Annotated in this window: 21 protein-coding genes; 13 read left to right on the forward strand and 8 right to left on the reverse strand. The window is 73.2% G+C overall.

The window, feature by feature from the left end:
* The first annotated feature begins 64 nt into the window (after positions 1–64).
* Both ACFWPS_RS01020 and ACFWPS_RS01025 read left to right on the forward strand, forming a co-directional pair.
* Positions 65–691 (forward strand): dihydrofolate reductase family protein, encoded by a 627-nt coding sequence (locus tag ACFWPS_RS01020; protein WP_383699450.1) that lies wholly within the window; start codon positions 65–67, stop codon positions 689–691.
* Between the two features lie 178 nt (positions 692–869).
* Positions 870–1265 carry a ribonuclease domain-containing protein gene (locus tag ACFWPS_RS01025; protein ID WP_383699452.1) on the forward strand — a complete coding sequence of 132 codons (396 nt, stop codon included), beginning with the start codon at positions 870–872 and terminating at the stop codon, positions 1263–1265.
* 122 nt (positions 1266–1387) lie between these two features.
* Here ACFWPS_RS01025 and ACFWPS_RS01030 read toward each other — a convergent pair whose 3' ends face one another.
* Complete coding sequence (locus ACFWPS_RS01030; RefSeq protein WP_383699454.1) at positions 1388–1588, reverse strand: hypothetical protein; 201 nt, start codon at positions 1586–1588, stop codon at positions 1388–1390.
* Between the two features lie 170 nt (positions 1589–1758).
* Between ACFWPS_RS01030 and ACFWPS_RS01035 the strand changes: the two genes are divergently transcribed.
* The 3 genes from ACFWPS_RS01035 (at position 1759) to ACFWPS_RS01045 (ending at position 4984) form a co-directional block, all read left to right on the forward strand.
* Positions 1759–3018, forward strand: coding sequence for a histidine kinase (locus ACFWPS_RS01035; protein WP_383699456.1), 1260 nt, complete (start codon positions 1759–1761; stop codon positions 3016–3018).
* 47 nt (positions 3019–3065) lie between these two features.
* On the forward strand, positions 3066–3728 hold the full coding sequence (locus ACFWPS_RS01040; RefSeq protein WP_383699458.1) for a response regulator: 663 nt from the start codon (positions 3066–3068) through the stop codon (positions 3726–3728).
* Between the two features lie 74 nt (positions 3729–3802).
* Positions 3803–4984, forward strand: a complete 1182-nt coding sequence (locus ACFWPS_RS01045) for a cytochrome P450 (protein ID WP_383699460.1) — start codon at positions 3803–3805, stop codon at positions 4982–4984.
* Between the two features lie 126 nt (positions 4985–5110).
* Here ACFWPS_RS01045 and ACFWPS_RS01050 read toward each other — a convergent pair whose 3' ends face one another.
* A complete protein-coding gene (locus ACFWPS_RS01050; protein ID WP_383699462.1) occupies positions 5111–6121 on the reverse strand; it encodes a Gfo/Idh/MocA family oxidoreductase in 1011 nt (336 codons plus the stop codon).
* Positions 6122–6251: 130 nt separating this feature from the next.
* On the opposite strand from ACFWPS_RS01050, the gene ACFWPS_RS01055 reads away from it, so the two are divergent.
* From ACFWPS_RS01055 to ACFWPS_RS01075, 5 genes are all read left to right on the forward strand, one after another.
* Positions 6252–6989, forward strand: coding sequence for a GntR family transcriptional regulator (locus ACFWPS_RS01055; protein WP_383699793.1), 738 nt, complete (start codon positions 6252–6254; stop codon positions 6987–6989).
* Between the two features lie 263 nt (positions 6990–7252).
* On the forward strand, positions 7253–8398 hold the full coding sequence (locus tag ACFWPS_RS01060; RefSeq protein WP_383699464.1) for an ROK family glucokinase: 1146 nt from the start codon (positions 7253–7255) through the stop codon (positions 8396–8398).
* Positions 8395–8976, forward strand: coding sequence for a sugar kinase (locus ACFWPS_RS01065; RefSeq protein ID WP_383699466.1), 582 nt, complete (start codon positions 8395–8397; stop codon positions 8974–8976). Before ACFWPS_RS01060 ends, ACFWPS_RS01065 begins: the two co-directional genes overlap by 4 nt.
* A 97-nt stretch (positions 8977–9073) precedes the next feature.
* Positions 9074–11881, forward strand: a complete 2808-nt coding sequence (locus tag ACFWPS_RS01070) for an SNF2-related protein (RefSeq protein WP_383699468.1) — start codon at positions 9074–9076, stop codon at positions 11879–11881.
* Entirely contained in the window at positions 11878–13872 is a 1995-nt protein-coding gene (locus ACFWPS_RS01075; RefSeq protein ID WP_383699470.1) for an SWIM zinc finger family protein, read from the forward strand. Before ACFWPS_RS01070 ends, ACFWPS_RS01075 begins: the two co-directional genes overlap by 4 nt.
* A gap of 46 nt (positions 13873–13918) precedes the next feature.
* Here ACFWPS_RS01075 and ACFWPS_RS01080 read toward each other — a convergent pair whose 3' ends face one another.
* The 4 genes from ACFWPS_RS01080 to ACFWPS_RS01095 form a co-directional block, all read right to left on the reverse strand.
* Complete coding sequence (locus ACFWPS_RS01080) at positions 13919–16030, reverse strand: bifunctional serine/threonine-protein kinase/ABC transporter substrate-binding protein (protein WP_383699472.1); 2112 nt, start codon at positions 16028–16030, stop codon at positions 13919–13921.
* Positions 16031–16035: 5 nt separating this feature from the next.
* Complete coding sequence (locus tag ACFWPS_RS01085; RefSeq protein ID WP_383699473.1) at positions 16036–18225, reverse strand: bifunctional serine/threonine-protein kinase/ABC transporter substrate-binding protein; 2190 nt, start codon at positions 18223–18225, stop codon at positions 16036–16038.
* Positions 18218–19096, reverse strand: a complete 879-nt coding sequence (locus tag ACFWPS_RS01090; RefSeq protein ID WP_383699475.1) for a hypothetical protein — start codon at positions 19094–19096, stop codon at positions 18218–18220. The genes ACFWPS_RS01085 and ACFWPS_RS01090 overlap by 8 nt, the downstream gene beginning before the upstream one ends.
* Before the next feature lie 158 nt (positions 19097–19254).
* On the reverse strand, positions 19255–20409 hold the full coding sequence (locus ACFWPS_RS01095) for a Gfo/Idh/MocA family oxidoreductase (protein WP_383699477.1): 1155 nt from the start codon (positions 20407–20409) through the stop codon (positions 19255–19257).
* A gap of 409 nt (positions 20410–20818) precedes the next feature.
* On the opposite strand from ACFWPS_RS01095, the gene ACFWPS_RS01100 reads away from it, so the two are divergent.
* Positions 20819–22051 (forward strand): ROK family protein, encoded by a 1233-nt coding sequence (locus ACFWPS_RS01100; protein WP_383699479.1) that lies wholly within the window; start codon positions 20819–20821, stop codon positions 22049–22051.
* A gap of 16 nt (positions 22052–22067) precedes the next feature.
* Complete coding sequence (gene add, locus ACFWPS_RS01105) at positions 22068–23078, forward strand: adenosine deaminase (RefSeq protein ID WP_383699481.1); 1011 nt, start codon at positions 22068–22070, stop codon at positions 23076–23078.
* 83 nt (positions 23079–23161) lie between these two features.
* On the opposite strand, the gene ACFWPS_RS01110 is transcribed toward add, so the two are convergent.
* Both ACFWPS_RS01110 and ACFWPS_RS01115 read right to left on the reverse strand, forming a co-directional pair.
* Positions 23162–23590, reverse strand: a complete 429-nt coding sequence (locus ACFWPS_RS01110) for an OsmC family protein (RefSeq protein WP_383699483.1) — start codon at positions 23588–23590, stop codon at positions 23162–23164.
* 72 nt (positions 23591–23662) lie between these two features.
* On the reverse strand, positions 23663–24397 hold the full coding sequence (locus tag ACFWPS_RS01115; protein WP_383699485.1) for a hypothetical protein: 735 nt from the start codon (positions 24395–24397) through the stop codon (positions 23663–23665).
* A gap of 358 nt (positions 24398–24755) precedes the next feature.
* Between ACFWPS_RS01115 and ACFWPS_RS01120 the strand changes: the two genes are divergently transcribed.
* Positions 24756–25010, forward strand: coding sequence for a Smr/MutS family protein (locus ACFWPS_RS01120; RefSeq protein ID WP_383699487.1), 255 nt, complete (start codon positions 24756–24758; stop codon positions 25008–25010).
* Positions 25011–25392: the final 382 nt, after the last annotated feature.

Here is a 25392-nt window from a genome sequence, read left to right on the forward strand (position 1 = left end):
TGCCGGTGCCCCAGGGGTCTGAACTGACGACAACGGACCGCACCCCCGGGAAGCAGGCACCGCCATGGGCAAGCTCGTCTCCACCATGTTCGTCACCCTCGACGGCGTCTACCAGGCGCCCGGCGGCCCCGAGGAGGACCCCAGTGGGGGCTTCACCCACGGCGGCTGGAGCTTCACCTATGGCGACGAGGATTTCGGCCGGTTCGTCGTCGAGGTCTTCGAGCGGTCCGGCGCCTTCCTGCTCGGCCGCCGTACGTACGACATTTTCGCGTCCTACTGGCCGAAGATCACCGACCCCGGCAACCTGATCGCGGCCAAGCTCAACGCACTCCCGAAGTACGTCCCGTCCGCGACCCTGACCGACCCCGGCTGGTCCGGCACCACGGTCCTCGCCGGAGACCTCGCCAAGGAGGTCACGGCCATCGAAGAGCGCACCGGCGGCGAGCTCCAGGTGCACGGCAGCGGCGCGCTGGTCCGCTCCCTGCTGGACCTCGGCCTGCTCGACACCCTCCACCTGGTGACGTTCCCCGTCGTGCTGGGCTCGGGCCGCCGCTTCTTCCAGGAGGGCGCCGTGCCGACGAAGTTCCGGCACACCGGCGGGCGGGTCACCGCGGCGGGCGTCTCCATCCAGTCGTACGACATCGCGGGCCGTCCCGACTACGGCTCGTACATCGCCGAGGCGAGCGCCTAGCGGCCCGGTCGCCGATGCCAACCTCCAGCGGCCCGCCCCCGGTCTTTTCCCCGGATCGGGGCCCGCCCGTGGAGGCAGCGGGCCCCAGGTTAATTCCCTGAAAACTCGGGGGACCCGACGGGAAATTCTTCGGACTTGTCATTGACATGCCACACTCTACGCGCGTCATCATGGAGCCATGAGATTCCCCCCACGAATCACCCGCATCGGCGCCGCCGGTGCCCTGCTGTCCGCCCTCCTCGTCGGCGGTACCGTCTCCGCCGCCACCGCGGACGCCGCTGCCAGCTCGGTCGGCAGCATCTGCTACAGCGACCTGCCGTCGCAGGCGTACGACACGCTCGACCTGATCGCGTCGGGCGGTCCGTTCCCGTACTCGCAGGACGGGGTCGTCTTCCGCAACCAGGAGGGCGTCCTGCCGAGCCAGTCCAGCGGCTACTACCACGAGTACACCGTGAAGACGCCCGGTTCCTCCACCCGTGGCGCACGGCGCATCGTGACCGGCCAGGAGTACGAGGAGGACTACTACACGGCGGACCACTACGTCACGTTCGACCTGATCGACTTCGACTGCTGAACCGCTGACCGGGTCGGTTCAGCGATATCGGCACGTCGACGTCGGCACGTCGGCGTCGGCACGTCGGCGTCGGCACGTCGGTCGCCAGGAACGGCGCGACCGGCCGGAGGCCCGGTCCGCGTTCAGCCGGACCTCCGGCTCCCCGCGGCGGCGAACAGCGCGCACGCCAGCACGATCAGCGCGACGCTCGCGTAGACGCCGTAGCCGTCGAGGAAGCCGAGCCGTTGCAGGAGGCCCACCCGCCAGTGGGTGAACTCGTGCAGCAGGCCCAGCACACCCTGCACCAGAGCGACGAATCCGAGCAGTTCAAGCAGCTGTTTCACGCTACGACCCTCGCCCCACGGCCGCCCCCCACGCCATCGGCCGTGGGGCGAGTCGTGCCCGCCGGAAGACTGTCCGCACGCGCGCGTGGCACACCGAAAGTCCACGCGAGCGCAACTTTGGTCGACGATCCCGTGCTCGGGTACGTGTCGCGGGCCGGTCGTGCGTAGATTTGTCGACCGTGAGCGGTGACCTTTCCATACGGACGTTCGAGGGGCGGCGGTGGCTCTTCCCCTCCGCGGTGATCCATGAACTCGACCCCGACGCCGGCCCGGCCGGCCGGCGGCCCCGGCGAACCGCGCGCGACTGGCTCGTCGACTTCAGCTGTTTCCTGCTGGCCGTCGTCCTCGGCGCGGCGGCCGCCAACACGATGCGCCAGGACCCGAACGTCTCGCACGGCCTCGCCGTCGCCGACCAGCTGATCGGCGGTCTGGCCTGCGGCGCGGTCTGGCTGCGCCGCCGCTGGCCGACTGGCCTGGCCATCGCCATGATCCCGGTCGGCTTCGCCTCCGACACCGCGGGCGGCGCCGCCATGGTCGCGCTGTTCACGCTCGCCGTGCACCGCCCGTTCCGGTACGTCGCCTGGATCGCCGGCGTCAACCTCGCACTGGTCCCGCTCTTCTACTGGCTGCGCCCCGACCCCGACCTGCCCTACCTGGCCATCGTCGTCCTGGTCGTGCTGTTCACCCTGCTGGTCATCAGCCTCGGCATGTTCGTGCGCTCCAAGCGGCAGTTGATGGTCAGCCTGCGCGACCGGGCCCGGCGGGCCGAGACCGAGGCCGGGCTGCGCGCCGAACAGGCCCAGCGGCTGGCCCGGGAGGCCATCGCCCGTGAGATGCACGACGTCCTCGCCCACCGGCTGACCCTGCTCAGCGTGCACGCCGGGGCGCTGGAGTTCCGGCCCGACGCGCCCCAGGAGGAGATCGCCCGGGCGGCCGGTGTCATCCGGGAGAGCGCCCACGAGGCACTCCAGGACCTGCGCGAGATCATCGGCGTACTGCGCGCCGCCGACGGCGACGAGGCGGGCGGGCGGCCGCAGCCGACCCTCGCGGCCCTGGACTCGCTGGTCGCCGAGTCCCGCCAGGCCGGCATGAAGGTCGTCCTCGCCACCCACGTCGGCGACCCGGCCGCCGTCCCCGCCTCCGTCGGCCGCACCGCCTACCGCATCGCCCAGGAGGGCCTCACCAACGCCCGCAAGCACGCCCCCGGCGCCGAGGTCACCGTCCGCGTCACCGGCGCCCAGGGCGGCGGCCTGGACGTCACCGTGCACAACCCCGCCCCCGCGACGGAGGCCCCGCACGTCCCCGGCTCGGGCCAGGGCTTGATCGGCCTGACCGAACGCGCCACGCTGGCCGGGGGGCGGCTGGAACACCGGGCCACCGGCGACGGCGGCTTCGAGGTGCGGGCCTGGCTGCCCTGGCCCGCCGCCTGAAGAACGACCGACCTTGTATGCCGTACCCGCGTGATTACGTAGGAGCCATGACCGCGATCAGACTGCTGCTCGTCGACGACGATCCACTGGTGCGGGCGGGGCTGGCCCTCATGATGGGCGGGGCCGGGGACATCGAGATCGTCGGGGAGGGCGCCGACGGCGACGAGGTCGAGGCGCTCGTGGACCGCACCCACCCGGATGTCGTCCTGATGGACATCCGCATGCCGTCCGTGGACGGGCTCGCCGCCACCGAACGGCTGCGCGCGCGTGCCGACGCCCCGCAGGTCGTCGTCCTGACCACCTTCCACGCCGACGAACAGGTGCTGCACGCCCTGCGCGCGGGAGCCGCCGGGTTCGTCCTCAAGGACACCCCGCCCGCCGAGATCGTCGCCGCGGTGCGCCGGGTCGCGGCCGGCGACCCGGTGCTGTCGCCCGCCGTCACCCGGCAGCTGATGCGGCACGCGGCCGGCAGCCAGGCCGACACCCGGCAGGCACGCGCGCGTGACCGGCTCGCCGTCCTCAACGACCGCGAGCGCGAGGTCGCCGTCGCGGTCGGCCGGGGCCTCGCCAACGCCGAGATCGCCACCGGCCTCTACATGAGCGTCGCCACCGTCAAGACCCACGTCTCCCGCGTCCTGGCCAAGCTCGGCCTCAACAACCGCGTCCAGATCGCCCTGCTGGCGTACGACGCGGGATTGCCGGAGGAATAGGGCACCTGCGGGGCGGCCCGTGCGTTCTCCGGGTACGGGACGGCCTCGGGGGTCTCCTGAAGGGGGAGCTGAGCATGCAGGTGACCGACCTCGGCGAGTACGGCGACGGTCTGCGCACGGACCCGCACACCGTGTACGCGCGGCTGCGCGAGCGCGGCCCGGTGCACCGGGTACGGTGGCCCCTTCCCGACCAGTACCACGAGACCTGGCTGGTCGTGGGCTACGAGGAGGCGCGTGCGGCGCTCGCCGACCCCAGACTGGTCAAGGACACCGAGAAGATCGGCTTCAAGTTCCTCGACGAGGAGCTGATCGGCAAGTATCTGCTGCTCGCCGACCCGCCCCAGCACACCAGGCTGCGCAGCCTCATCACGCGCGCGTTCACCGCCCGCCGGGTGGCCGGTCTTGAGCCGAGAATCCAGGAGATCACCGACCGGCTGCTCGACGAGATGCTCCCGCGCGGCCGTGCCGACCTCGTCGACGCCCTCGCCTACCCGCTGCCGATCACGGTGATCAGCGAACTGCTCGGCGTCCCGGAGCTGGACCGCGAGCGGTTCCGGAAGCTGTCCAACGAGGTGGTCGCGCCCAGCGATCCGGGCAGCGAGTACGACGCCTTCGCCGCGCTCGCCGACTATCTGGCGGAGCTGATCGAGGACAAGCGGTGCGCCGGCCCGAGCGGCGACCTGCTCAGCGACCTGATCCGCACCACCGCCGAGGACGGCGACCGGCTCTCCGTCGGGGAACTGCGCGGCATGGCCTTCGTCCTGCTGATCGCCGGCCACGAGACCACCGTCAACCTCATCGGCAACGGCGTCCTCGCCCTGCTCACCCACCCGGACCAACTCGCCGCCCTGCGCGCCGACATGAGCCTCCTGGACGGCGCGGTCGAGGAGACCCTGCGCTGGGAGGGCCCGGTGGAGAACGCCACGTACCGGTACGCCGCCGAGCCCCTGGAGATCGCCGGCACCGCCATCGACCGGGGCGACCCCGTGATGATCAGCCTCGCCGGCGCCGACCGCGACGCGGACCGCTATCCCGAGCCCGACCGCTTCGACATCCGCCGCGACCACCGAGGCCACCTCGCCTTCGGCCACGGCATCCACTACTGCCTGGGCGCACCCCTGGCCCGCCTGGAGGGCCGGACGGCCCTGCGCACCCTCCTGGAGCGCGCCCCGGGCCTCGCCCTGGACGGCCCGCACGGGGAGTGGCTGCCGGGCACCCTGATGCGAGGGGTGCGCAGCCTCCCGGTGCGCTGGTAGGCGCGGTCCGCGGTCATCCCGGGAGGCCGGTGGGATCCGAAGGACGGCCGGTCCGGGAGGACGGCCGGTCCGGGAGGACGGTGGGCTCAGGAGGACGGTCGCGGCCCGGCCGGCCCGGTGAGGCGGTCAGGCCAGCCGGTCCGGGATCTCCGCGAGCGCCACCGGTCTGTGTTCGTGCCGGGAGATCTCGCAGGCCTCCGCGATCCGCAGCGCCTGCAGTGCCTCGCGCCCGTCGCAGGGGTTGGCCAGCTGGCCCCGCACCACGTCGACGAAGGCGCACAGCTCGGCCTCGTAGGCGGGCCCGAACCGCTCCAGGAAGCCGGGCCACGGCTTGTCCGCGGGCGGCGGCCCGGTCGGCTCGGTCGACGCCACCGGCGTACGGTCGTCCAGGCCGACCACCACCGTGTCCCGCTCCCCGGACAGCTCCATCCGCACGTCGTAACCGGCGCCGTTCAGCCGGGTCGCGGTGGCCGTGGCCAGCGTGCCGTCGTCCAGGGTGAGCACCGCCGCGCCCGTGTCCACGTCACCGGCCTCGCGGAACATCGCGGGCCCGGCGTCCGAGCCGGTCGCGTACACGTCGACGACCTCGCGGCCGGTCACCCAGCGCAGTACGTCGAAGTCGTGGATTAACGTGTCCCGGAACAGTCCGCCGGACAGCGGCAGCCACTCCGGCGGGGGCGGGGACTGGTCGGAGGTCAGCGCCCGTACCGTGTGCAGCCGCCCGAGCCGGCCCGAGCGCACCGCCTCCCGCGCACCGACGTACCCCTTGTCGAAGCGCCGCTGGAAGCCCATCTGCAGCACCGTCCCGGCCTTCTCCACCTCCGCCAGGGCATGCAGCGTGCCCGGCAGGTCGAGGGCGATCGGCTTCTCGCAGAAGACCGGCAGACCGGAGCGCGCCGCCCGGCCGATCAGATCGGCATGGGCCGAGGTGGCGGCGGTGATCACCACGGCGTCCACGCCCCACTGGAAGATCTCGTCCGTCCCGGGCGCCGCCGTCTCCCCGAGCCGGTGCGCCAGATCCTGGGCCCGCCGGGGATCCACGTCCGTGAGGATCAGCGATCCGACCTCGCGATTACGGCTGAGCGTGTTCGCGTGAATGGTGCCGATGCGGCCCGTCCCGATGACCCCGATGCGCATGGGAACAAGGTGCTGGTGCACCCCGTGCGCTGTCAATCCGTATGTCCGGACAATCGAACTACACAACTTCCCGTCAACCCGTCACGGGGATACGCTCGGCCCCGTGCCGAAACCAGATGTGGACCCGACCGTGACGCTCGACCTCAGTGTGGACCGGAGTTCCCCGGTGCCGTTGTACTTCCAGCTCGCCCAGCAGCTGGAAGCGGCCATCGAGCACGGCTCGCTCACCCCCGGCAGCCTGCTGGGCAACGAGATCGAGCTCGCCGCGCGGCTCGGCCTGTCCCGCCCGACCGTCCGCCAGGCCATCCAGTCCCTCGTGGACAAGGGCCTGCTCGTCCGCCGTCGGGGTGTCGGCACCCAGGTCGTGCACAGCCAGGTCAAGCGCCCGCTGGAACTCAGCAGCCTCTACGACGACCTGGAGTCGGCCGGCCAGCGCCCGGCGACGAAGGTGCTGGTCAACACCGTCGTCCCGGCGTCCGCCGAGGTCGCCGCCGCGCTCGGGGTCGCCGAGGGCGCCGAGGTGCAGCGGATCGAGCGGCTGCGGCTGGCGCACGGCGAGCCGATGGCGTACCTGACCAACTACCTGCCCCCCGGCCTGCTCGACCTGGACACCGCCCAGCTGGAGGCGACCGGCCTGTACCGGCTGATGCGGGCCGCCGGGATCACCCTGCACAGCGCCCGTCAGTCCATCGGCGCGCGCGGCGCCGCGGCCGCCGAGGCGGAGCGGCTCGCCGAGCCGGAGGGCGCCCCGCTGCTCACCATGCAGCGCACCACGTACGACGACACCGGCCGCGCCGTCGAGTTCGGCGACCACATCTACCGGCCGACCCGCTACTCCTTCGAGTTCCAGCTGCTTGTGCGGTCGTGAGGATGCGGCCGTTCTGGTCGTAATGTCCGGACAATCTGACCGATGTGGGGGGGGCTGACTCGGCGGGTTGCAGGCGGAGGCGCCCCGAGCTCTCTACGCCATGAGCTGCAGCGCCCCGGAAGGGGCGCGGGGCTGTGACATTTGCGGCTCCGCCGCGTGGGCGCGACCAGCCACGTACAACCCGCACCCGGCAACCGCGCCGCAACCGTTCCTTATCTCCCCCGAACGGCACTACCCGCACGCGTACGGCAGAATCAAGCCCGATGAGCACCTACCGCGACCTCACCGCCCCCATCGGCTCCCGCCGAGCCCCGGTCCTGCGGACCGTCGGCACCCGGGAACGCCGCTCCCACCTGACGGCACCCCGGGTGCCCACGGTCGGTATCGACATCGGCGGCACCAAGGTCATGGCGGGCGTCGTGGACGCCGACGGCAACATCCTGGAGAAGCTCCGCACGGAGACCCCGGACAAGTCCAAGAGCCCGAAGGTCGTCGAGGACACGATCGTCGAACTGGTCCTGGACCTGTCCGACCGGCACGACGTGCACGCCGTCGGTATCGGCGCGGCCGGCTGGGTCGACGCCGACCGCAACCGCGTGCTGTTCGCCCCGCACCTGTCCTGGCGGAACGAACCGCTGCGCGACCGCCTGGCCGGCCGGCTCGCCGTCCCCGTTCTGGTCGACAACGACGCCAACGCCGCCGCCTGGGCGGAGTGGCGGTTCGGCGCCGGCCGCGGCGAGGACCACCTGGTCATGATCACGCTCGGTACCGGCATCGGCGGCGCGATCCTGGAGGACGGCCAGGTCAAGCGCGGCAAGTACGGCGTCGCCGGCGAGTTCGGCCACATGCAGGTGGTGCCCGGCGGCCACCGCTGCCCGTGCGGCAACCGCGGCTGCTGGGAGCAGTACAGCTCCGGCAACGCGCTGGTCCGCGAGGCCAGGGAGCTGGCGGCGGCCGACTCCCCGGTGGCGTACGGGATCATCGAGCACGTCAAGGGCAACATCAACGAGATCACCGGCCCGATGATCACCGAGCTGGCCCGTGAGGGCGACGCGATGTGCATCGAGCTGCTCCAGGACATCGGCCAATGGCTCGGCGTCGGCATCGCCAACCTCGCCGCCGCCCTCGACCCGTCCTGCTTCGTGATCGGCGGCGGCGTCAGCGCCGCCGACGACCTGCTGATCGGCCCCGCGCGGGACGCGTTCAAGCGTCAGCTCACCGGCCGCGGCTACCGCCCCGAGGCCCGGATCGCGCGCGCCCAGCTGGGCCCCGAGGCCGGCATGGTCGGGGCCGCCGACCTCGCCCGCCTGGTCGCCCGCCGGTTCCGGCGCGCCAAGCGGCGCCGGGTCGAGCGGTACGAGCGCTACGAGCGGTTCGCGGAGGCCCGCCGGACCCGGGACACCGCATGACCGCTGCACTGCCCCGCCAGGCCGCGTCCCCGGAGGAACCGCAGCGCCCGCCCGAGACCCCGGGGCACAAGGCCAAGCGCAGGACGCTGACGCTGCTGATCATCGGGCTGCTCATCGGCGTACCGGCCGGCTATCTGGTGATCTCCGCCGCCCAGAGCCGTGACAGCGGCAAGGACAAGGAGTCCAAGTACTCGGCGACCGGCCTCACCGCGGGCTGGCCGTCGAAGGTGCAGCGGCGCCTCTACCAGGTGCCGGTCCCGCACCCGGCCGACACGATCGCCTACTACGAGACGAACAACTGGAAGACCAGCCGTCTCTACGTCCAGTTCCGCACCAACAGCGCCGGACTGGACAGCTTCCTGGAGGGCATGGGCGTCAACCGGGACGAGCTCAAGAAGAACGACATCAGCATCAGCTCCCGCGACCAGAAGATCTCCGGCTGGAAGTTCACCGGCCCCGGCGCCTGGTCGGGTCTGACGCACAAGCAGAAGAACCCGGCGCCCACCCAGGACGTGGTCGTGAACACGGCCGACCCCAACTACCCGATGATCTACGTCGTCTCCCGCACCGTGCCGTGAGGCGCTGCCCCGGCCGGTCGCCGGGGCCGATTGTCAGACCCCGCCCGTACAGTCGAAGACGTCTGATCCGACAGGCGGGCGGGAGGTGGCAGAACGTATGAGCGGCACGACGGCCGAGGCCGACACAGGCGTACCGGTGCGCCTGGCGGCGGTGTACCTGCCCGCCGACCTCCCCCGCCAGGGCCGGATCGCCTTCTGGGACCCCGCCGGGGACCCGCTGCCCACCGCCGCGACCGAGGAGCTGACGGTCGTACGACGGCACGGTGCCGCTGTCCGCCGCCGACAGGTGCCCGCGCTCACCCTGCCGCTCGCCGACGCCCTCCCGCTGCTCGTCCGGGCCCGCCGCGACCCGGCCGCCCATCCCGCCACCGCCTGCTGGGGCGCCGCCGCCCTGCACGCACTGCGGCTCGCCGCCCGCGGCCGGCTGCTGCCCGGTCTCACCCCGGCCGGCCACGACGCCTGGCGGGCCGGCCCCCTGGAGCCCGCCGACATCGCCCACCTGCGCGCGGTGGCCGCCGCCCTGCCCGCCGAGGGCCACGCCGTCCCGCTGCCCGGTCCCGGCCCGCTCCTGCTGCCCCAGCCGGAAGCGCTGGTCCGCTCCTTCCTGGACGCGGTCGCCGACACCCTGCCCCGCACCCCGGCCGCCCCGCACACCTCGGGCCGGCCCTTCGCCGCCCGCGAAGCCCAGCGGCTGCCCGACGCCCACGAGTGGGCCGCGGAGGTCGCCGCCGGCATGGACGCGGGCGTGCGGATCTCGCTGCGCCTGGACCTTTCGGCGTACGACCTGTTCGACGACGGAGAAGGCGCGCCCCGCGCGGGCGCGGCGATCGTCCAGGTGCACAGCCTGGCCGATCCGACCCTGGTGACCGACGCGGCCGCGCTGTGGTCGGGAGCCTCCGACGCCGCCTTCGGTCCCCGCGCGCGCGTGGACGCGGCGCTGGCCGTACGCCGGGCCGCGCGGGTGTGGCCGCCGCTGGACCGGCTGGCGGAACAGGACGTGCCGGACGTACTCGCGCTCTCCGAGGAGGAGTTGGGGGAGCTCCTCGGGGTGGCGGCGACCAGGCTCGCGGCGGCCGGGGTCGCCGTGCACTGGCCCCGGGACCTGGCACAGGACCTGACCGCCGCGGCCGTGGTCCGGCCCGCACCGGGCTCGGCCACCGACGGCACGGGCTTCTTCGAGAGCGAGGAACTGCTCCAGTTCCGCTGGCAGCTGGCGCTCGGCGGCGATCCGCTCAGCGACGCCGAGATGGACGCCCTCGCGGAGGCCCACCGTCCGGTCGTACGGCTGCGGGACCGCTGGGTGCTCGTCGACCCCGCCCTCGTCCGCAAGGCGCGCAAGCGCGAACTGGGCCTGCTCGACCCGGTCGACGCGCTCTCCGTGGCGCTCACCGGCGAGGCCGAGGTGGACGGCGAGATCGTCGAGGCGGTCCCCGTCGGCCTCCTCGCGGCCCTGCGCGACCGCCTCACGGCCGGCATCCGGCCGGCCGAGCCGCCCGCCGGTCTGCACGCCACCCTGCGCGACTACCAGCTCCGCGGTCTGGCCTGGCTCGACCTGATGACCTCCCTCGGCCTCGGCGGCTGCCTCGCCGACGACATGGGCCTCGGCAAGACGATCACCGTCATCGCCCTGCACCTGAAGCGGGCCCGCACCGAGCCGACCCTGGTGGTCTGCCCGGCCTCGCTGCTGGGCAACTGGCAGCGGGAGATCGCCCGGTTCGCGCCCGGCGTCCCGGTCCGCCGCTTCCACGGCCCCGACCGCACCCTGGACGGCCTCGCCGGCGGCTTCGTCCTCACCACGTACGGCACCATGCGCGCCACCGCGACCCGGCTCGCCGAACAGCCCTGGAGCATGGTCGTCGCCGACGAGGCACAGCACGTCAAGAACCCCTACTCGGCCACCGCCAAGGCACTGCGCACCATCCCGACCCCCGCGCGCGTGGCCCTCACCGGCACCCCCGTGGAGAACAACCTCTCCGAACTCTGGGCCCTCCTCGACTGGACCACCCCCGGACTCCTCGGCCCGCTCAAGGCCTTCCGCGCCCGGCACGCGCGCGCCGTCGAGAACGGCGAGGACGAGGAGGCGGTGACCCGGCTGGCCCGCCTGGTCCGCCCGTTCCTGCTGCGCCGCAAGAAGTCCGACCCGGGCATCGTCCCCGAGCTCCCGCCGAAGACGGAGACCGACCACCCCGTCCCGCTCACCCGCGAGCAGGCCGCGCTGTACGAGGCGGTGGTGCGCGAGTCGCTGCTCGCCATCGAGACGGCGGACGGCATCGCGCGTCGCGGCCTGGTGCTCAAGCTCCTCGGCGCCCTGAAGCAGATCTGCGACCACCCCGGGCTCTATCTCAAGGAGGAGTCCCGTATCGAGGGTCTGGCCGCCCGCTCCGGCAAACTCACCCTGCTCGACGAGCTGTTGGACACCGTGCTCGCCGAGGACGGCTCGGCCCTCGTCTTCACGCAGTACGTCGGCATGGCCCGCCTGATCACCGCGCACCTCCAGGCCCGCGCCGTCCCCGTCGAGCTTCTCCACGGCGGCACGCCGGTGCCGGAGCGCGAGCGCATGGTGGACCGCTTCCAGGCCGGCGCGACCCCTGTCCTCGTCCTCTCCCTGAAGGCCGCGGGCACCGGCCTCAACCTCACCCGCGCCGGCCATGTCGTCCACTTCGACCGCTGGTGGAACCCGGCGGTGGAGGAACAGGCCACCGACCGCGCGTACCGCATCGGCCAGACCCAGCCGGTCCAGGTCCACCGCCTGGTCACCGAGGGCACGGTCGAGGACCGCATCGCTGAGATGCTGGAGTCGAAGCGGGCCCTCGCCGACGCCATCCTGGGCTCCGGCGAGTCCGCCCTGACCGAACTGACGGACCGCGAGCTGTCCGACCTGGTGTCGTTGCGGAGGACGTCATGAGCGCCGAGGGCGAGCAGCGGCCCGGGGACGCGGCACGGCGTGCGCTGCGGGCGGCACGGGAGCGCGGGGCGGAGACCGGAGACGAGGGTGCGGCAGCGGGGGAGCGCGCGGAGCGGGCAGCGAGGCCGGCGGACGCCGCGCGTCTGGCGCTGCGGGTGGCCGCCGCCGCGAAGGAGGCGGAGCAGCGGGATGCCGACCCCGAGCCCGACCCCGACTCCGAGGCGGAACCCGAGGCCGGTGCCGGTGCCGACCGGAGCGACCAGGCCGACACCGGCGCCTCCGCTGCCGTCCGGCCGGGCAGCCGCCCCGGTGACGTCGCGCGGGCGGCGCTGCGGGCGGCGCGCGCCGAGGCGAGGCGGGCCGAGGAGGCCGCTGCGACGGAGGCTGCGGACCAGTCCCCGCCTCGCGCGGTACGGCGATCGCCCGCGCCCTCCCCGGCCCCGGCGTCCGCGGCTCGCGGCCGCACCGCCCGGGACCTGAAGCAGTTCCTGACGACCGCGTTCCGGATGCCGAGGGACGAGGCCGAGCCGGACGCCCCCGAGGCGGAGCCGGACCCGCCCGGGCTGGAGTCGGACCCGCCCGGGCTGGAGTCGGACCCGCCCGGGCTGGAGCCGGACACGCCCGAGCCCGGTCCCGAGGTCCGGCCCGCACCCGCCGCCGTGGCTGCCGGCGACCACCCGGAGCCGGTTCCCCCGGCCCCCGAACCCACCGCAACCCCTCACCTCCCCCGATCCATGGCCACCCCCCACCGCGACACCGAACTCCGCCGCACCTTCGCCTCCCTCCCGCCTCGCGACCCCGCTGCCACTTCCGGCTTCGCCGGGACCTGGTGGGGCAAAGCCTGGGTGCGGGCGCTGGAAGAAGGCGCGTTGGACGTCAAGCGGCTCGGGCGCGGGCGGGGTTACGCCGAGCGCGGGCATGTGGACGCCATCACCGTCACCCCGGGACTGGTCCTGGCGTATGTGCAGGGGAGCCGGCCCCGGCCGTACCGCGTGCAGCTGCGGCTGCGGACCTTCGGCGAGGACGAGTGGGAGCGGCTGCTGGAGGCCGCCGCCGACCGGCCCGCCGACATCGCCGCGCTGCTCGACAAGGAGCTGCCGCAGACCCTCGCCGGCAGTGGGGTTCCGCTGTTGCCGCGGCCCGGCGAGCTCGAACCCCGGTGCAGCTGCCCGGACTTCGGTCACCCCTGCAAGCACGCGGCCGCGCTCTGCTACCAGACCGCGAGGCTGCTGGACGCCGACCCGTTCGTGCTGCTCCTGCTGCGCGGCCGGGGGGAGCGCGAGGTGCTCGACGCGCTGTCCCGGCGCAGTGCCGCCCGCGCGGCCCGGGAGCGGCAGCCCGTCTCGCTGCCGGGCGTCCGGGCCACCGAGGCCCTCGTGCCGCGTCAACTGCCGCCGCTGCCGCCCCCGTTGCCGGCCCCGGCGCACCCCGAGCAGCCCCCGGTGTATCCGGGGGTGCCCGGCGGCCCGGACCCGTTCGCGCTGGACCAGCTGGCCACCGACGCGGCAGCCCGCGCTCACGCCGTGCTCACCACCGGACACGACCCGGTCGGCGAACTCACCCTCTGGCAGGACGCGGTACGGCTCGCCGCGGCCCGCCCCGGTTCCGGCCTCACGGCATCCACCCGTGCCCTCTATGCCACACTCGCCGACGTCGTGGGCCGTACCCCGGGCGACCTGGCGCGCGCGGTCGCCGCCTGGCGCCAGGGCGGCCCGGCGGGGCTGGCCGTCCTGGAAGAGCCCTGGGACCCGCCGGCTGGCCGCTTCGACCGGGCCCGGCCGCTGCTGCTCGCCGCCGACCTCCCGGCCTTCCGGCCGTCGCGCAACCACCTCACCCACCCCGGCGGCCAACTCCAGCTCCGCTTCGGCCGCGACGGCCTGTGGTACGCCTACGAGTCGGAGCCGGGCCACGACGACTGGTGGCCCAGAGGCACCCCCGACCTCGACCCGGTGGGCGCACTGACGGGCCTCGGCGCATCGGACGACCTCTAGGCCGGTGGCTGCCCCGGACGACCGGGCTCGCGGCTGCCCCGAAGGCCTACGTCGTCTTCTTTCCGATGTCGTCGTACCGGGCCACGAACCGGGCCCTGCCGTCCTCGACGCGGTAGAGGAACCAGCCCCCGTCCTGGCCGGTCTCCAGGTACTGGCTCTGGCTCTCGTAGCTGTACCGGCGGGTGATGCCCTGCCAGGGCTTGCGCATCAACTCCGCGCGCAGTGACTCGCGTTGGTCGCTGCCGGGCGCGGCGAGGCCCTGGGCGGCGTAGCCGACGGCGTCGTACGCCTCGGCCGCCCACGGCGACGGAGCCGTGCGGTAGCGGGTGCGGTAGGCGGCGGCGAACGTCCGGGTCTTCGGGTCGGTGGCCGGGGCGCAGTACCCCGTGCTGATCCACCAGCCGACGCCCGCCTTCAGGAACGGCGTGCCGAGGACGTGTTCGTCGCCGCCGCGGAATCCGCGGTGCCCGGTGTCGGTCAGGGCCTGGGCGCAGGCGGCGGCGCGGGCCGGGAGGCCGCCCGCGAACAGGACGGCCGTGCCGGGGTCGGCGGCGATGCCGTGGGCCACGTCGGTGAAGCCGGCCCCCTTGGCGACCTCGGCCACCTCGACGGTGCCCACCGTCAGATTCCCGTACACGGTGACGCTCCGGACGGTGGCCTCGCCCTCGTCGGCGTCGGTGAGGTCGTGCACGACGACGGTCCGGGCCGGCCGTGCCACCCGGTTGAGGTATCTCAGGACGGAGCCGGGCCCCGGGGTGCGGGTGGAGCGCAGGATCAGGGAGCTGGTGACGTTCGTGACGTCGAGCGCGTCCGTGTCGGCGCGGGTGATCAGCAGGCAGACCCCGGCCTCGGTGCACACCGGCACGGCGGCGGGCACGGCCGTGTTGGTGCCGGCCCCGATCACCGTGTACACCTCGCGGGCGGCGACGAGCCGGGCGGCCGCGGCGGCGGAACCGGCCGCGGTGCCCTGGTCGTCGGCCGTGCGCAGGGTCAGGTCGAAGGCCCGGTCGGAGCGGGCGTTGTGTTCGGCGACCGCCATCCGGGCCCCGCGCGCCTGGGCCTGGACGACGGCGGTGGACAGGTCGCCGAGCAGCGCGATCGTACGGGTCGGCAGCGGGCGCTTGGAGGCCCCGGGTGTCCCGGGCCGCCCCCAGCGCCACCAGGCGCTGCCGCCTCCGACCGCGCTGACGCCGACCGCCGCCGACGCGATCAGCAGCCGCCGCCGGGACGTCGGAGGAGGGGTGTCGGTGAAGGGCACCTCGGAGAGGGCGGTGGGCTCCGGCACCGGGAGGTCCAGGACGCGCGCGGCCCGGTCCGCGACGAGGGCCGGCAGGCCCGCGGGCAGCCATGACTCCGCACTGAACTCGCCGAAGAAGGAACGCAGTTGAGGCACCGTGGGCCGGTCGCCCGGCTCCTTCGCCAGACAGGCGTGCAGCGTCGGGGCGAGGTCCTCGGGCAGGCCGGTCAGGTCCGGGTCCTCGCGCACCGTGCGGTACAGGACGGCCGCCGCGCCCCCGGTGCCGAACGGCGGTCGTCCGGTGGCCGTATGGGCGAGTACGCACCCCAGGGAGAAGACGTCGCTGGGCGCTCCCACGGTCCTGCCGCGGGCCTGTTCCGGCGACAGATAGCCGGGGGAGCCGATGACCGAGCCGTCCGTGGTCAGTGCCGTAGCGCCCACGGCGCGGGCGATGCCGAAGTCGATCAGGCGCGGTCCGTCGGCGGCGAGCAGGACGTTCGCCGGTTTCACGTCACGGTGGACAAGACCGGCCCGGTGCACGTCGTCCAGGGCCGCGGTGAGGGCGGCGCCAAGGGTACGGAGCCGGCCGGGAGGCCACGGGCCGCGCAGCGCGAGGGCCTCGGACAGCGGCAGGCCGGGCACGTAGGCGGTGGCCAGCCAGGGCGCGCGGGCGTCCGCGTCGGCCGTGAGCACCGGTACCGTCCAGCGGCTGGTGAGCCCGGACGCCAGCTCCGTCTCCCGGCGGAAGCGGGCCCGGAAGCCGGGGTCCCCGGCGTACTCCTCGCGGATCACCTTCAGCGCGACCCAGGCACCGTGCGGCGACCGGGCCAGGTACACCACGCCCATGCCGCCGGCCCCGAGCCGGCCCACCAGCCGGTGGCCGCCGACGGACGAGGGGTCGGCGGCCTGGAGCCGCTCCAAGTCCGCTACCCCTTCGTCTGCTTGGCCATGATCGGTCCGACCTGCCGGAACCGCCCGTCACGCACCTGGTGGACATAGGTCTCAGGGCCCATGGTCCGCACGTCGATGTTGAACTGGTTGTAGGTGCTGAAGGTGTAAACGCGCGCGATGCCCTGGTAGGTGGCCTTGTGGAGCCGTAGGGCGAGCGCGAGCCGGTCGGGTCGGCCACCGCCGGACGGTACGGTCCGGGCGAACTCGCGCAGCACCATTTGGACGCTGTCGTACGCCTCGGCGCCGTACGGGTCCGGGACACCGCCGTACCGCTTCCGCCAGGCCGCCGTGAACTGCTCGGCCGCCTTGGTCCTCAGGGCGCTCGCGTCGACGGCGGGCGTCACCACGAACCAGCCCTCGCCCGCCGCGCCCGCGAGCTTCGGGAAGTCGGAGCCGTACAGGAGATGGGACATCCAGCGCGGGCCGGTGAAGCCGGCCGCGGACAGTTGCCGCGCCGCCCGGACCGTCGCCTCCAGCGGGCCCAGGTACACGAAGTCGTGGACATCGCGGGAGAGGACGGAGGCCACGGCCGCCGGGGCGTCGTCGGTGTCCTCGGCGACGACGTCCGGGACCACCTGGGGGCCGAGATTTCGCCACTGGGTGACCACGAGCTTGCCCTGGTTGTACTCGACGGAGCCCCCGGAGCGGTCGATGACGACGCCCGCCGGGGCGGCCAGGCCGCTCACCAGCGCGTGCAGGGCGATCGCGGTGCCCGCCGCCAGGTCACCCGTCCCGGTCTGGAAGGTGACGGTCGGCGACCAGACGTAGTAGTCGTTCTGCCCGGTGGTGCTGGTGATATGGGTGAGCTTGGCCGACGCGTAGACGCGCGCGGCCGCCAGCAGCGTCAGCTCGGTGACCGGGCCGAGCACGGCCACGACAGCGCGGTCCGCGGCCAGTTCGTGGGCGGCCGCGGTGGCCCCGGCGAGGGTGCCGTGGTCGTCGACGACCCGTACGCCCAGGTCGAAGGCGCGGCCCGCGGTCGCGTTGTGCTGGGCGACGGCCAGCCGCGCGGCCCGTTCACAGGCCCGCGCCAGGGGCGCCGCCGCCCCGCTCTTCGTCACCTGCACACCGAGCACGTACGACGGCCGGGCCGCCGTCTGCCGCCCTGAACCGTCGTCGCGTCCCGCCGCCCAGAGCGCCGCCCCGGTACCGCCGCCCGCCAGCAGCAGCGCGCCCCCGGCCAGCAGCAGTCGCCGCCGGGACGGGCGGGCCGGCTGCCCGGTGCCGGGGTCGTCGACCACCGTGGGTTCGATGTCCGGCAGGGCGAGGCTCTCCGCCGAGCGGGCCGCCACCATGCGGGCAACCGGGTCCGGCAGCCAGGCCGACGGCGACTCCACCGCGTCGGCGACCGGCCGCACCCGCGGGTCCTGGACCGGCCGCAGCCGCAGTTCGCCGGCGCCCGGCCGCTCGCCGGGGTCCTTGGCGAGGCAGGCGTCCAGTGTCTCGCGGAGTTCGCCGGTGACGCCGTCGAGGTCGGGCTCGTCGTGCACCGTGCGATAGAGCAGCGCGTCCGGGGCGCCGGTGCCGAACGGCGGGCGGCCCGTGCTCGCGTACGCCAGCACACAGCCCAGCGCGAAGACGTCGCTCGCCGCTGTGGCCGCCTCGCCGCGCGCCTGCTCGGGGGCGAGGAAACCGGGGGTGCCGACCACCATGCCGGAGGCGGTCAGGGCGGTGTCGTCGGCCGCCCGCGCGATGCCGAAGTCGATCAGCCGTGGGCCGTCGACGGCGAGCAGCACATTGCCCGGCTTCACGTCCCGGTGGACGAGTCCCGCCGCGTGCACGGCGGCCAGCGCCTCGCCGAGCAGCGAGCCCAGCACGCGTACGGCGGCTGCCGGCAGCGGTCCGTGCGCGGCGACCGCCTCCGCGAGCGAGGGACCCGCCACGAATCCGGTCGCCAGCCACGGCTCGCGGGCCGTGGCATCCGCGCCGAGCACCGGCACCACCCAGGGGCTGTCGACCCGGGCCGCAAGCTCCGCCTCCCGCGCGAACCGGGCCCGGAAGCCGTCGTCGGCGGCGCCCTCGGCCCGGATCACCTTCACGGCGGCCAGCGCACCCGTCTCGGAACGGCCCAGGTAGACCACGCCCATACCGCCGGCGCCGAGCCGTCTCAGCAGCCTGAATCCCCCGACCGCCGACGGGTCGGACGGCCGCAGCGCCTCACTCATCGCCCGCTCCCTTCACCTTGACGGACGCGGTGGCGGACGGGGTGGCGGAGGCCCGGGCCCGGCCGTAGTTGTCCACGCTCGCCGTCACATAGCCGACGCCCCCCAGCGCGTCCTCGCTGACGGAGGTCTGCTCCTCGTCGCTCTCACCGGCGGCGTGCCGCACGGTCGCGGCCACGGTCACCGGGCCGAGCCGGTGCTTGTACCAGTCGAAACCGCGCGGCTTCGTCTCACCGTCGACGACGTACTCGCCGAACTCGGTGAGGTCGTCGTCGGTGGTGGCGTTGCGCTGCTCGCTGAAGGGGTCACCGCGCGAAGCCATCTTCTGCACGGTGTCGGTCGCGTTGAGCCGCTCCTGCGGGCAGCGCAGCGGCTCATTGAGCGAGGACGCCATGTCCCGGCGGGCCTGGCGCGTCGAGCTGTGCACGGTGACGGTGAGGGACACGTACACCGCGCCCGTGCCGTCGGTGCCCGGCCGGACGAACGACCTGGTCAGACTGGCCAGCACGGTGGACGGGAGCGCCTCGCGGCGCCATAAGCAGTCCTCGCCGAGCACGGCCCAGCTGGTCGGCCCCAGTTCGTACGGGTCCCGTCTGCGGTACCCCTTGCCGAAGTAGTCGGGCTGCACGGTGAGCCCGCGGACGAACGCCACGGCCTCGGCCCGCGTCCTCGGCGCGACGGCCTCGGCCAGCGTGTACGGCTCGCTCGACGCGGCCGGGGAGGCACTCGCGCCCCCCGAGGCGCTCGGACTCCCCCCGGTCGTCGCTCCCGCCGAGTCCTTCGGTGTCGCCCCGTCGTCGCCCTGCCCGCCGTTCGTGCAGCCCGCGAGCAGCAGTGTCACCGCCGCCGCGGACAGGGCCTGTCTCCGTCCCACCACGCTCACCCCCAGCAGACCGCCGTACGGCCCTCCGCTGGGGGCCGCAGGTCGAACGCTAGCGTGATCCTGTGTCAACTGGGCCTGTGGGAAAGAGAGTTGAGTCGAACGGTAACCCCTTGGCCATCAGTCGGTGACAGTTCGCGCCGAGCGGGATGTCAGCCCTTGACCGCCCCGCCGAGGATGCCGCGGATGAAGTAGCGCTGGAGGAGGGGCAGGACGGCGAGGGGGAGGAGTACGGAGAGGAGGGCGGCCGCCGCCAGGGTCTCCTGGCCCTGGCCGGTGGTCTGCAGGAGGCCGGCGATCTGGACGGTGAAGGGGGCGTCGGCGCTGCCGCCGCCCAGGAACAGCAGGGGGGTCAGGAGGTCGTTCCAGGACCAGATGAACTGGAGCATGGCCAGGGCGGCGAGGACGGGGGTGGCGGTGGGCAGCACGATCCGCCGGAAGATCGTGAACTCGCCGGCGCCGTCGATGGCCGCGGCCTCCAGGAGCTCGGCGGGGACCGAGGCGAAGAAGCCGTGGAGGAGGAAGACGCCGAAGGGGAGGGTGAAGCCGACCTGGTAGAGCCAGACCGCGGGGGTGCTGCCGGTCAGGCCGATGGTGTTGAACAGCCGCAGCACGGGGACCAGGGTGAGCTGCGGCGGGGTGACCTGCAGGGCGATGACGAGCAGCAGGATCGGCAGCCGGCCGCGGAACGGCATCCGGGCCAGCGCGTAGGCGGCGGCCGCGGAGACGGTGACGGTGCCGACGGTGGCCGGGACGGCGATCGACAGGCTGTTGCCCGCCGCGGCGGCCAGGTCGATGAGGGTGGCGGCGTTCCCGTAGTTCTCGGGGGTGAAGGCGGGGTGGGTGAACGCGGTCCACCAGCCGCTGGTCGCCACGTCACCGGTGGTGCGGAAGGAGGTGACAAGGAGGCCGATGACGGGGACGGCCCAGATGAACGTGTCGGGCGCGGCGCCGAACAGCAGGCCCCGCCGGCCGGCCTCGGCCAGGCCCGCGCGGGCCGCGGCCACCGTGTCCGCCAGCGGCTTCTCGGTGTACAGGTGCTTGCCCGCGGCCAGGACCTGCTCGCTGACCGAGGCGTGCACGGTGGGCGGGGTGATGTTGACGACCACGTCGATGTCCGGACGGGCGAGCAGCTCGTCCACCGGGCAGGCGACGACACCGGCGGACGCAGCGGCCGCCTGGGCACGGGCGGGATCGGCGTCGGCGACCGCGACCGCCGTCAGCCCGGGAAAACGGGACATGCCGGTGGCGTAGCGGCCGAAGATGTTGCCGCAGCCGATCACACCGACACGGACGGGGACCTGCATCGGGTCTCCTGCCTGGAAGATCAGGGGATTTTCTGGTGGACACGGGGGGGGGTGCCGCAGGCGGTCGGGGTCGGTGAGTACGCCCCCGGGCGGAGCCGGAACGCGGGGAAGGCGGCCTACGGGAAAAGGCTGAGCGGTACCGGAGGACCGCGAGCGAGAGGTCTTTCTCGTGGGGCGGGCCCGGGACCGGGTGGCGGCCTTCGCGGGGCTCCGCGGTGCGGCAACTATCACTCCGGTACCAGGCGAAGACAAGACAGAACTTATGGCAGTTGCGGCAAAACATGTCCGACGCCGCCCTGTTACCCGGACGGTGTGACCTGCACGGAAGCCCCCATTGACGTCGGCACGACGGCCTGCCTAGCCTGCGAGCCGTCCAGGACGTGGCCCACCGGTGAACGGAGCGATGTACATGACGTCGACTTTCGCCGGATCCGGCGAAACCCTCCCGCCCTTCTCGCGCGACGAGGACCATCTGGCACGCGCCGGCCTTCGGGACCTCAGCGAGCTCGCCACCCTCGTCGCCACCGGCCGCGCCTCGTCCAAGAGCGACCTGGCCCGCCTCACCGGGCTGTCACGCACCACGGTGAGCAAACGCCTGGACGTCCTCGTCCGGCGCGGCCTGCTGAGCACCCGCCTCGGCGACTCCACCGGCGGACGCCCCGCCGTGGAACTCGGCATCGATCCCGCCGCCGGCGTCGTCGCCGCCGTGGACGTCGTCGCCGCCCACTGCCGGGTCGGTGTGCTCGACCTCGGGGTGCGGCTGCTGGCCGACGCCTACGTCGACTTCACTCCCGACGACGGTCCGGAGCCCGTGATGGCCGGCATCCTCACCTGCCTGGAGGACCTCCTCACCGGACTCGGCCGGCGCTGGTCGGACATGCGCGCGATCTGCATCGGCATCCCCGGTCAGGTGGACGCCGAGACGGCCCAGCCGATCCGGCCCGTGATGCTCCCCGGCTGGGAGGGCGTCAAGCCGCAGGAGACCTTCTCCGGGGTGTGCGAGGCACCCGTCCTCGTCGACAACGACGCCAACCTGATGGCACTCGGCGAGTACCGCGCCCGCGCGGAACCGGTCGACCAGATGGTCTTCGTCAAGGTCGGCTCCGGACTGGGCTGCGGCATCATCAGCAACGGCACCGTCCACCGCGGCGCCGACGGCATCTCCGGGGAGCTCGCCCACGTCCGGCTGCGCGGCACCGACTACGAGGACCTGCTCTGCGGGGGCTGCGGCAACTCGGGCTGCCTCGGCGCGGTCGTCAACGGTCCCGCCATCGCCGCCCGGCTGCGCGCCGACGGACTCCGGGCGGAGACCAAGTGGGACGCGATACGCCTCGCCCAGCAGGGTGAACCCCACGCCCTGCGCGCCGTGCGGGAGGCCGGCGAACGCATCGGCGAGGTCCTCGCCGCCATGGTGTGCTTCCACAACCCCGAACTCATCGTGATCGGCGGTGCCTTCGCCATCCTCCAGGACGACCTGCTCGCCGGCATCCGCAGCGTCGTCTACGAGCGGGCGCTCGCCCAGGCCACCCGCCGCATCCGCATCGAGACCACCACCCGCAACGCCGACCTCGGCATGCTCGGCGCAGGCTGTCTCGCGGTCGAGCGGGCCCTGTCGCCGGCGGGACTCGTCACCTGGCTGTGAACCCGACGGAGGACCTGTGACCGACCTGACCGAGTTCATCTCGCACCTGCCCAAGTGCGAACTGCACGTGCACATCGAGGGCACCCTGGAACCGGAGCTGAAGTTCGCCCTCGCCGCCCGCAACAACGTCACGCTGCCGTACGCCGACGCGGCCGCGATGCGGGCCGGCTACGCCTTCCACGACCTGCCCTCGTTCCTGGCCGTCTACTACGAGGGCATGTCGGTCCTGCTGACCGAGACCGACTTCTACGACCTGGCGTGGGCGTATCTGAGCCGCGCGAAGGAGCAGAACGTCCGGTACGCGGAGGTCTTCTTCGACCCGCAGGCCCACACCTCCCGCGGCGTCGAGTTCGGCACGGTGATCCGCGGGCTGCGCCGGGCGGTCCTGGACGCGCGCCGGCTGCTCGACGTGCGGGCGCAGCTCATCATGTGCTTCCTGCGCGACTTCTCGGCCGAGTTCGCCATGGCCACGCTGATGGAGTCCCTGCCCTACCGGGACTGGATCATCGGCGTGGGACTGGACTCGGACGAACGGGACAACCCGCCGGCCAAGTTCGCAGCCGTCTTCGCCCGGGCCCGGGCCGAGGGCTACCAGCTGACGATGCACTGCGACCTGGACCAGGAGAACTCCGTCGAGCACATCCGCCAGTGCCTGGACGTCATCGGCGTGGACCGCATCGACCACGGCGTGAACTGCCTGGAGAGCGAGGAACTCCAGGACGAGATCAGGCGGCGCGGCCTGGGCCTGACCGTGTGCCCGGTCTCCAACGGCTATGTGCGGGGCGCCAGTTGGCAGGACGCCGTCCGCAAGCTCCTCGACGCCGGACTGCGGGTCACCGTCAGCTCCGACGACCCCGCCTACATGAACGGCTACGTGACCGAGAACCTCCTCGCGGTACAGGCCGCCACCCCGCTCACCCGGGCGGAACTCGTACAGCTCCAGCGCAACGCGTTCGAGATCGCCTGGCTGCCCGACGCCGTCAAGGACACCTACCTCGCCGAACTGGACGGCCACCTCGCCCCGTAGGTCACGGCGTCAGCTGTGCGCAGGTCCGGCGGTGGCATGCCGGCGTCACCGCCACGCGGCCGGGACCCGCACGGCGGCGGACGTCAGGTCTCCTCCACCGACACGGCCACCGGCGTCCCCGCCTCGACCGTGCGGCTGACCGTGCACAACCGGTCGTGGGAGACGGCGACCGCCCGGGGCAGGATCGCGCGGGCCCGGTCGCCGGACGCGCCCTCCGGGAAGGCGACGGAGAAGGCGACCGCGAGGTCCGTCATCCGGTTGCCGTCCTCGTCGGCCACCTTGTGGCCGCTGACGGTGACGGTGAAGGCGGTCGGTGCCACGTGACGGCTCGTGGACACGTCGACGTCCGCCGCCGTACAGCCCCCGATCGCGGCGAGCAGCAGTTCGACCGGGGTGAATTCCGTGCCGTCGCCGGTACCGAAGGCGATCGTGCCGCCACGGGCGTTCGTCGCGGTGAAGCGGCCGGTCGCGGTGCGCTCGACCGTGATCAGGCGCAAGGAGTCTTCGCTCATGGAGACGAACCTAAGCCAGCCCGGCCGCCTGGGCCATCGGCGCCATCGGCGCCATCGGCGCCGTCAGTGCCGTCAGTGCAGGATGTTGACGGCCCGTGCCACCACCAGGACCACCGTCACCAGCGAGACCGAGGACTGCAGCATCATCAGCATCTTGGCCCAGTGCGACAACGGCATCACGTCGGTCGGGCTGAAGGCGGTGGAGTTGGTGAAGGACAGGTACAGATAGTCGAGAAAGCTCGGCTCCCAGTCCGGCGCCGCGGTCTCCGGACTCTGCATCTGCACGAAGAGGAAGTCCGCGAACTGGTGCCGGCCGAGGACCCGCGCCATCGGTCCGCCGCGGTCCCACTCCCAGTACCAGAGGGCGAACACGATGACGTTCGTCAGCCAGATGCCGCCGCCGGTCAGCAGCAGCGGCCCGGCGTCGTGGCCCTCGGTGCCGTTCACGAGCCCCGCCACCAGCCGGACCGCAGCCCAGCCGTTGGCCAGGCTGATCACCCCCATCAGCACCAGTCCCAGCACCCGCAGCCACCGGGTACGGGGCTCCACCCGCCGGGGGTTGCCGGCGATGAGGCCGGCCAGCAGCACCACCTCCAGGACCGGCAGGGCCCAGTACGGCTGGAAGGCGAGCCGGTGCGGCAGCATCAGCTGGAGGGCGACCGCCACCAGGATCACGGCGGTCACCGCCCACCGCGGCTCGCCCTGCGTCGCCCTGCGCCACGCGGGCACCACATCGCGCTCGCCGCTCTCCAACAGCCCCTCGATCCTGGTGATCCGGTTCTCGGCATTGGACATTCGGTCGGTCATGGCCACGATTGTCCCGAGACCACCCACCGATCCACCGACCGGCCCGGCCCCGAGCCACCGGGATTTCCGGTTGACGAAGTCGGCGTGCGGCAACCCGGGTGCCGTGGCTGGTCAAGATGGCGCCTCTCTCCCGGCCGGTCCTGCTCGGTCTCGCGGCGGTTGCCGTCCGGCGATGGGCGGAGCGGTCGCCGAGGACGATGTCAGTGCATTGTGCAGCGCTGTCAGGCCGACTGGTGGAGTTGACCGGTCCGGACTCGGCGCGATCCGTTCGGACCTGCCCAGATCGGGGTCCTGGCAGGGTGTCGCATGACACACTCGGAGCGGGTCGTCGCAGGTGGCGACAGCGGGAGGTAGCACCTTGCTGACATTGGATTTGCACCCGATCTTCCGGAACAACCGCGATATCGAACTCTCGCTGCGGCAGGTCGTCTTCCAGGCGAAACGCACGGGGGAGCCCGTCGTGCAGATCATTCACGGCAAGGGCACCGGGCAGCTCAAGGGGCGCGTCCTCGCGTTCCTCGGCCAGAAGCACATCAGGAAGCTCTACGACCGCGTGGAGATCGACACGGCGAACACGGGCCGGATCCTGGTCCACTTCGTGCCACGCCCCTGAGCCCTCTCCCGCCTCGGCTCGGGGCGCCGAGGTGCCCCGAGCAAAGGCCCTCCGATGTCCCACAGGGCAGCGACGTTGCACGGTGGTTGTGTCGGCACGGAATCTTGAGCAAGATCAGCGTGGCGTGGACTTCGCGTACACGTGCCTTGAGTAACGGCGGTCGCAAGACGCTGCGGGGGATTGGGGCGTGAAGGGGCCCCGGCTGGACGGGGGAGACCAGCCGGGGCCCTGCGTGGTGACATGCGGAGGGCGGTCGCCTCTCGGCGGCAGGCTCCATGGGGCTTCAGCCGGACGATCGTCCCCATGGGCTATGGGTGAGGCCCGGGGACACTGTCCCCTCCGCGGTCACATACAGATGAACGGTCAACCGCCGTACCTTTGT

It is taken from the genome of Streptomyces sp. NPDC058457 (assembly GCF_042720695.1).
Classification (GTDB): Bacteria; Actinomycetota; Actinomycetes; order Streptomycetales; family Streptomycetaceae; genus Streptomyces.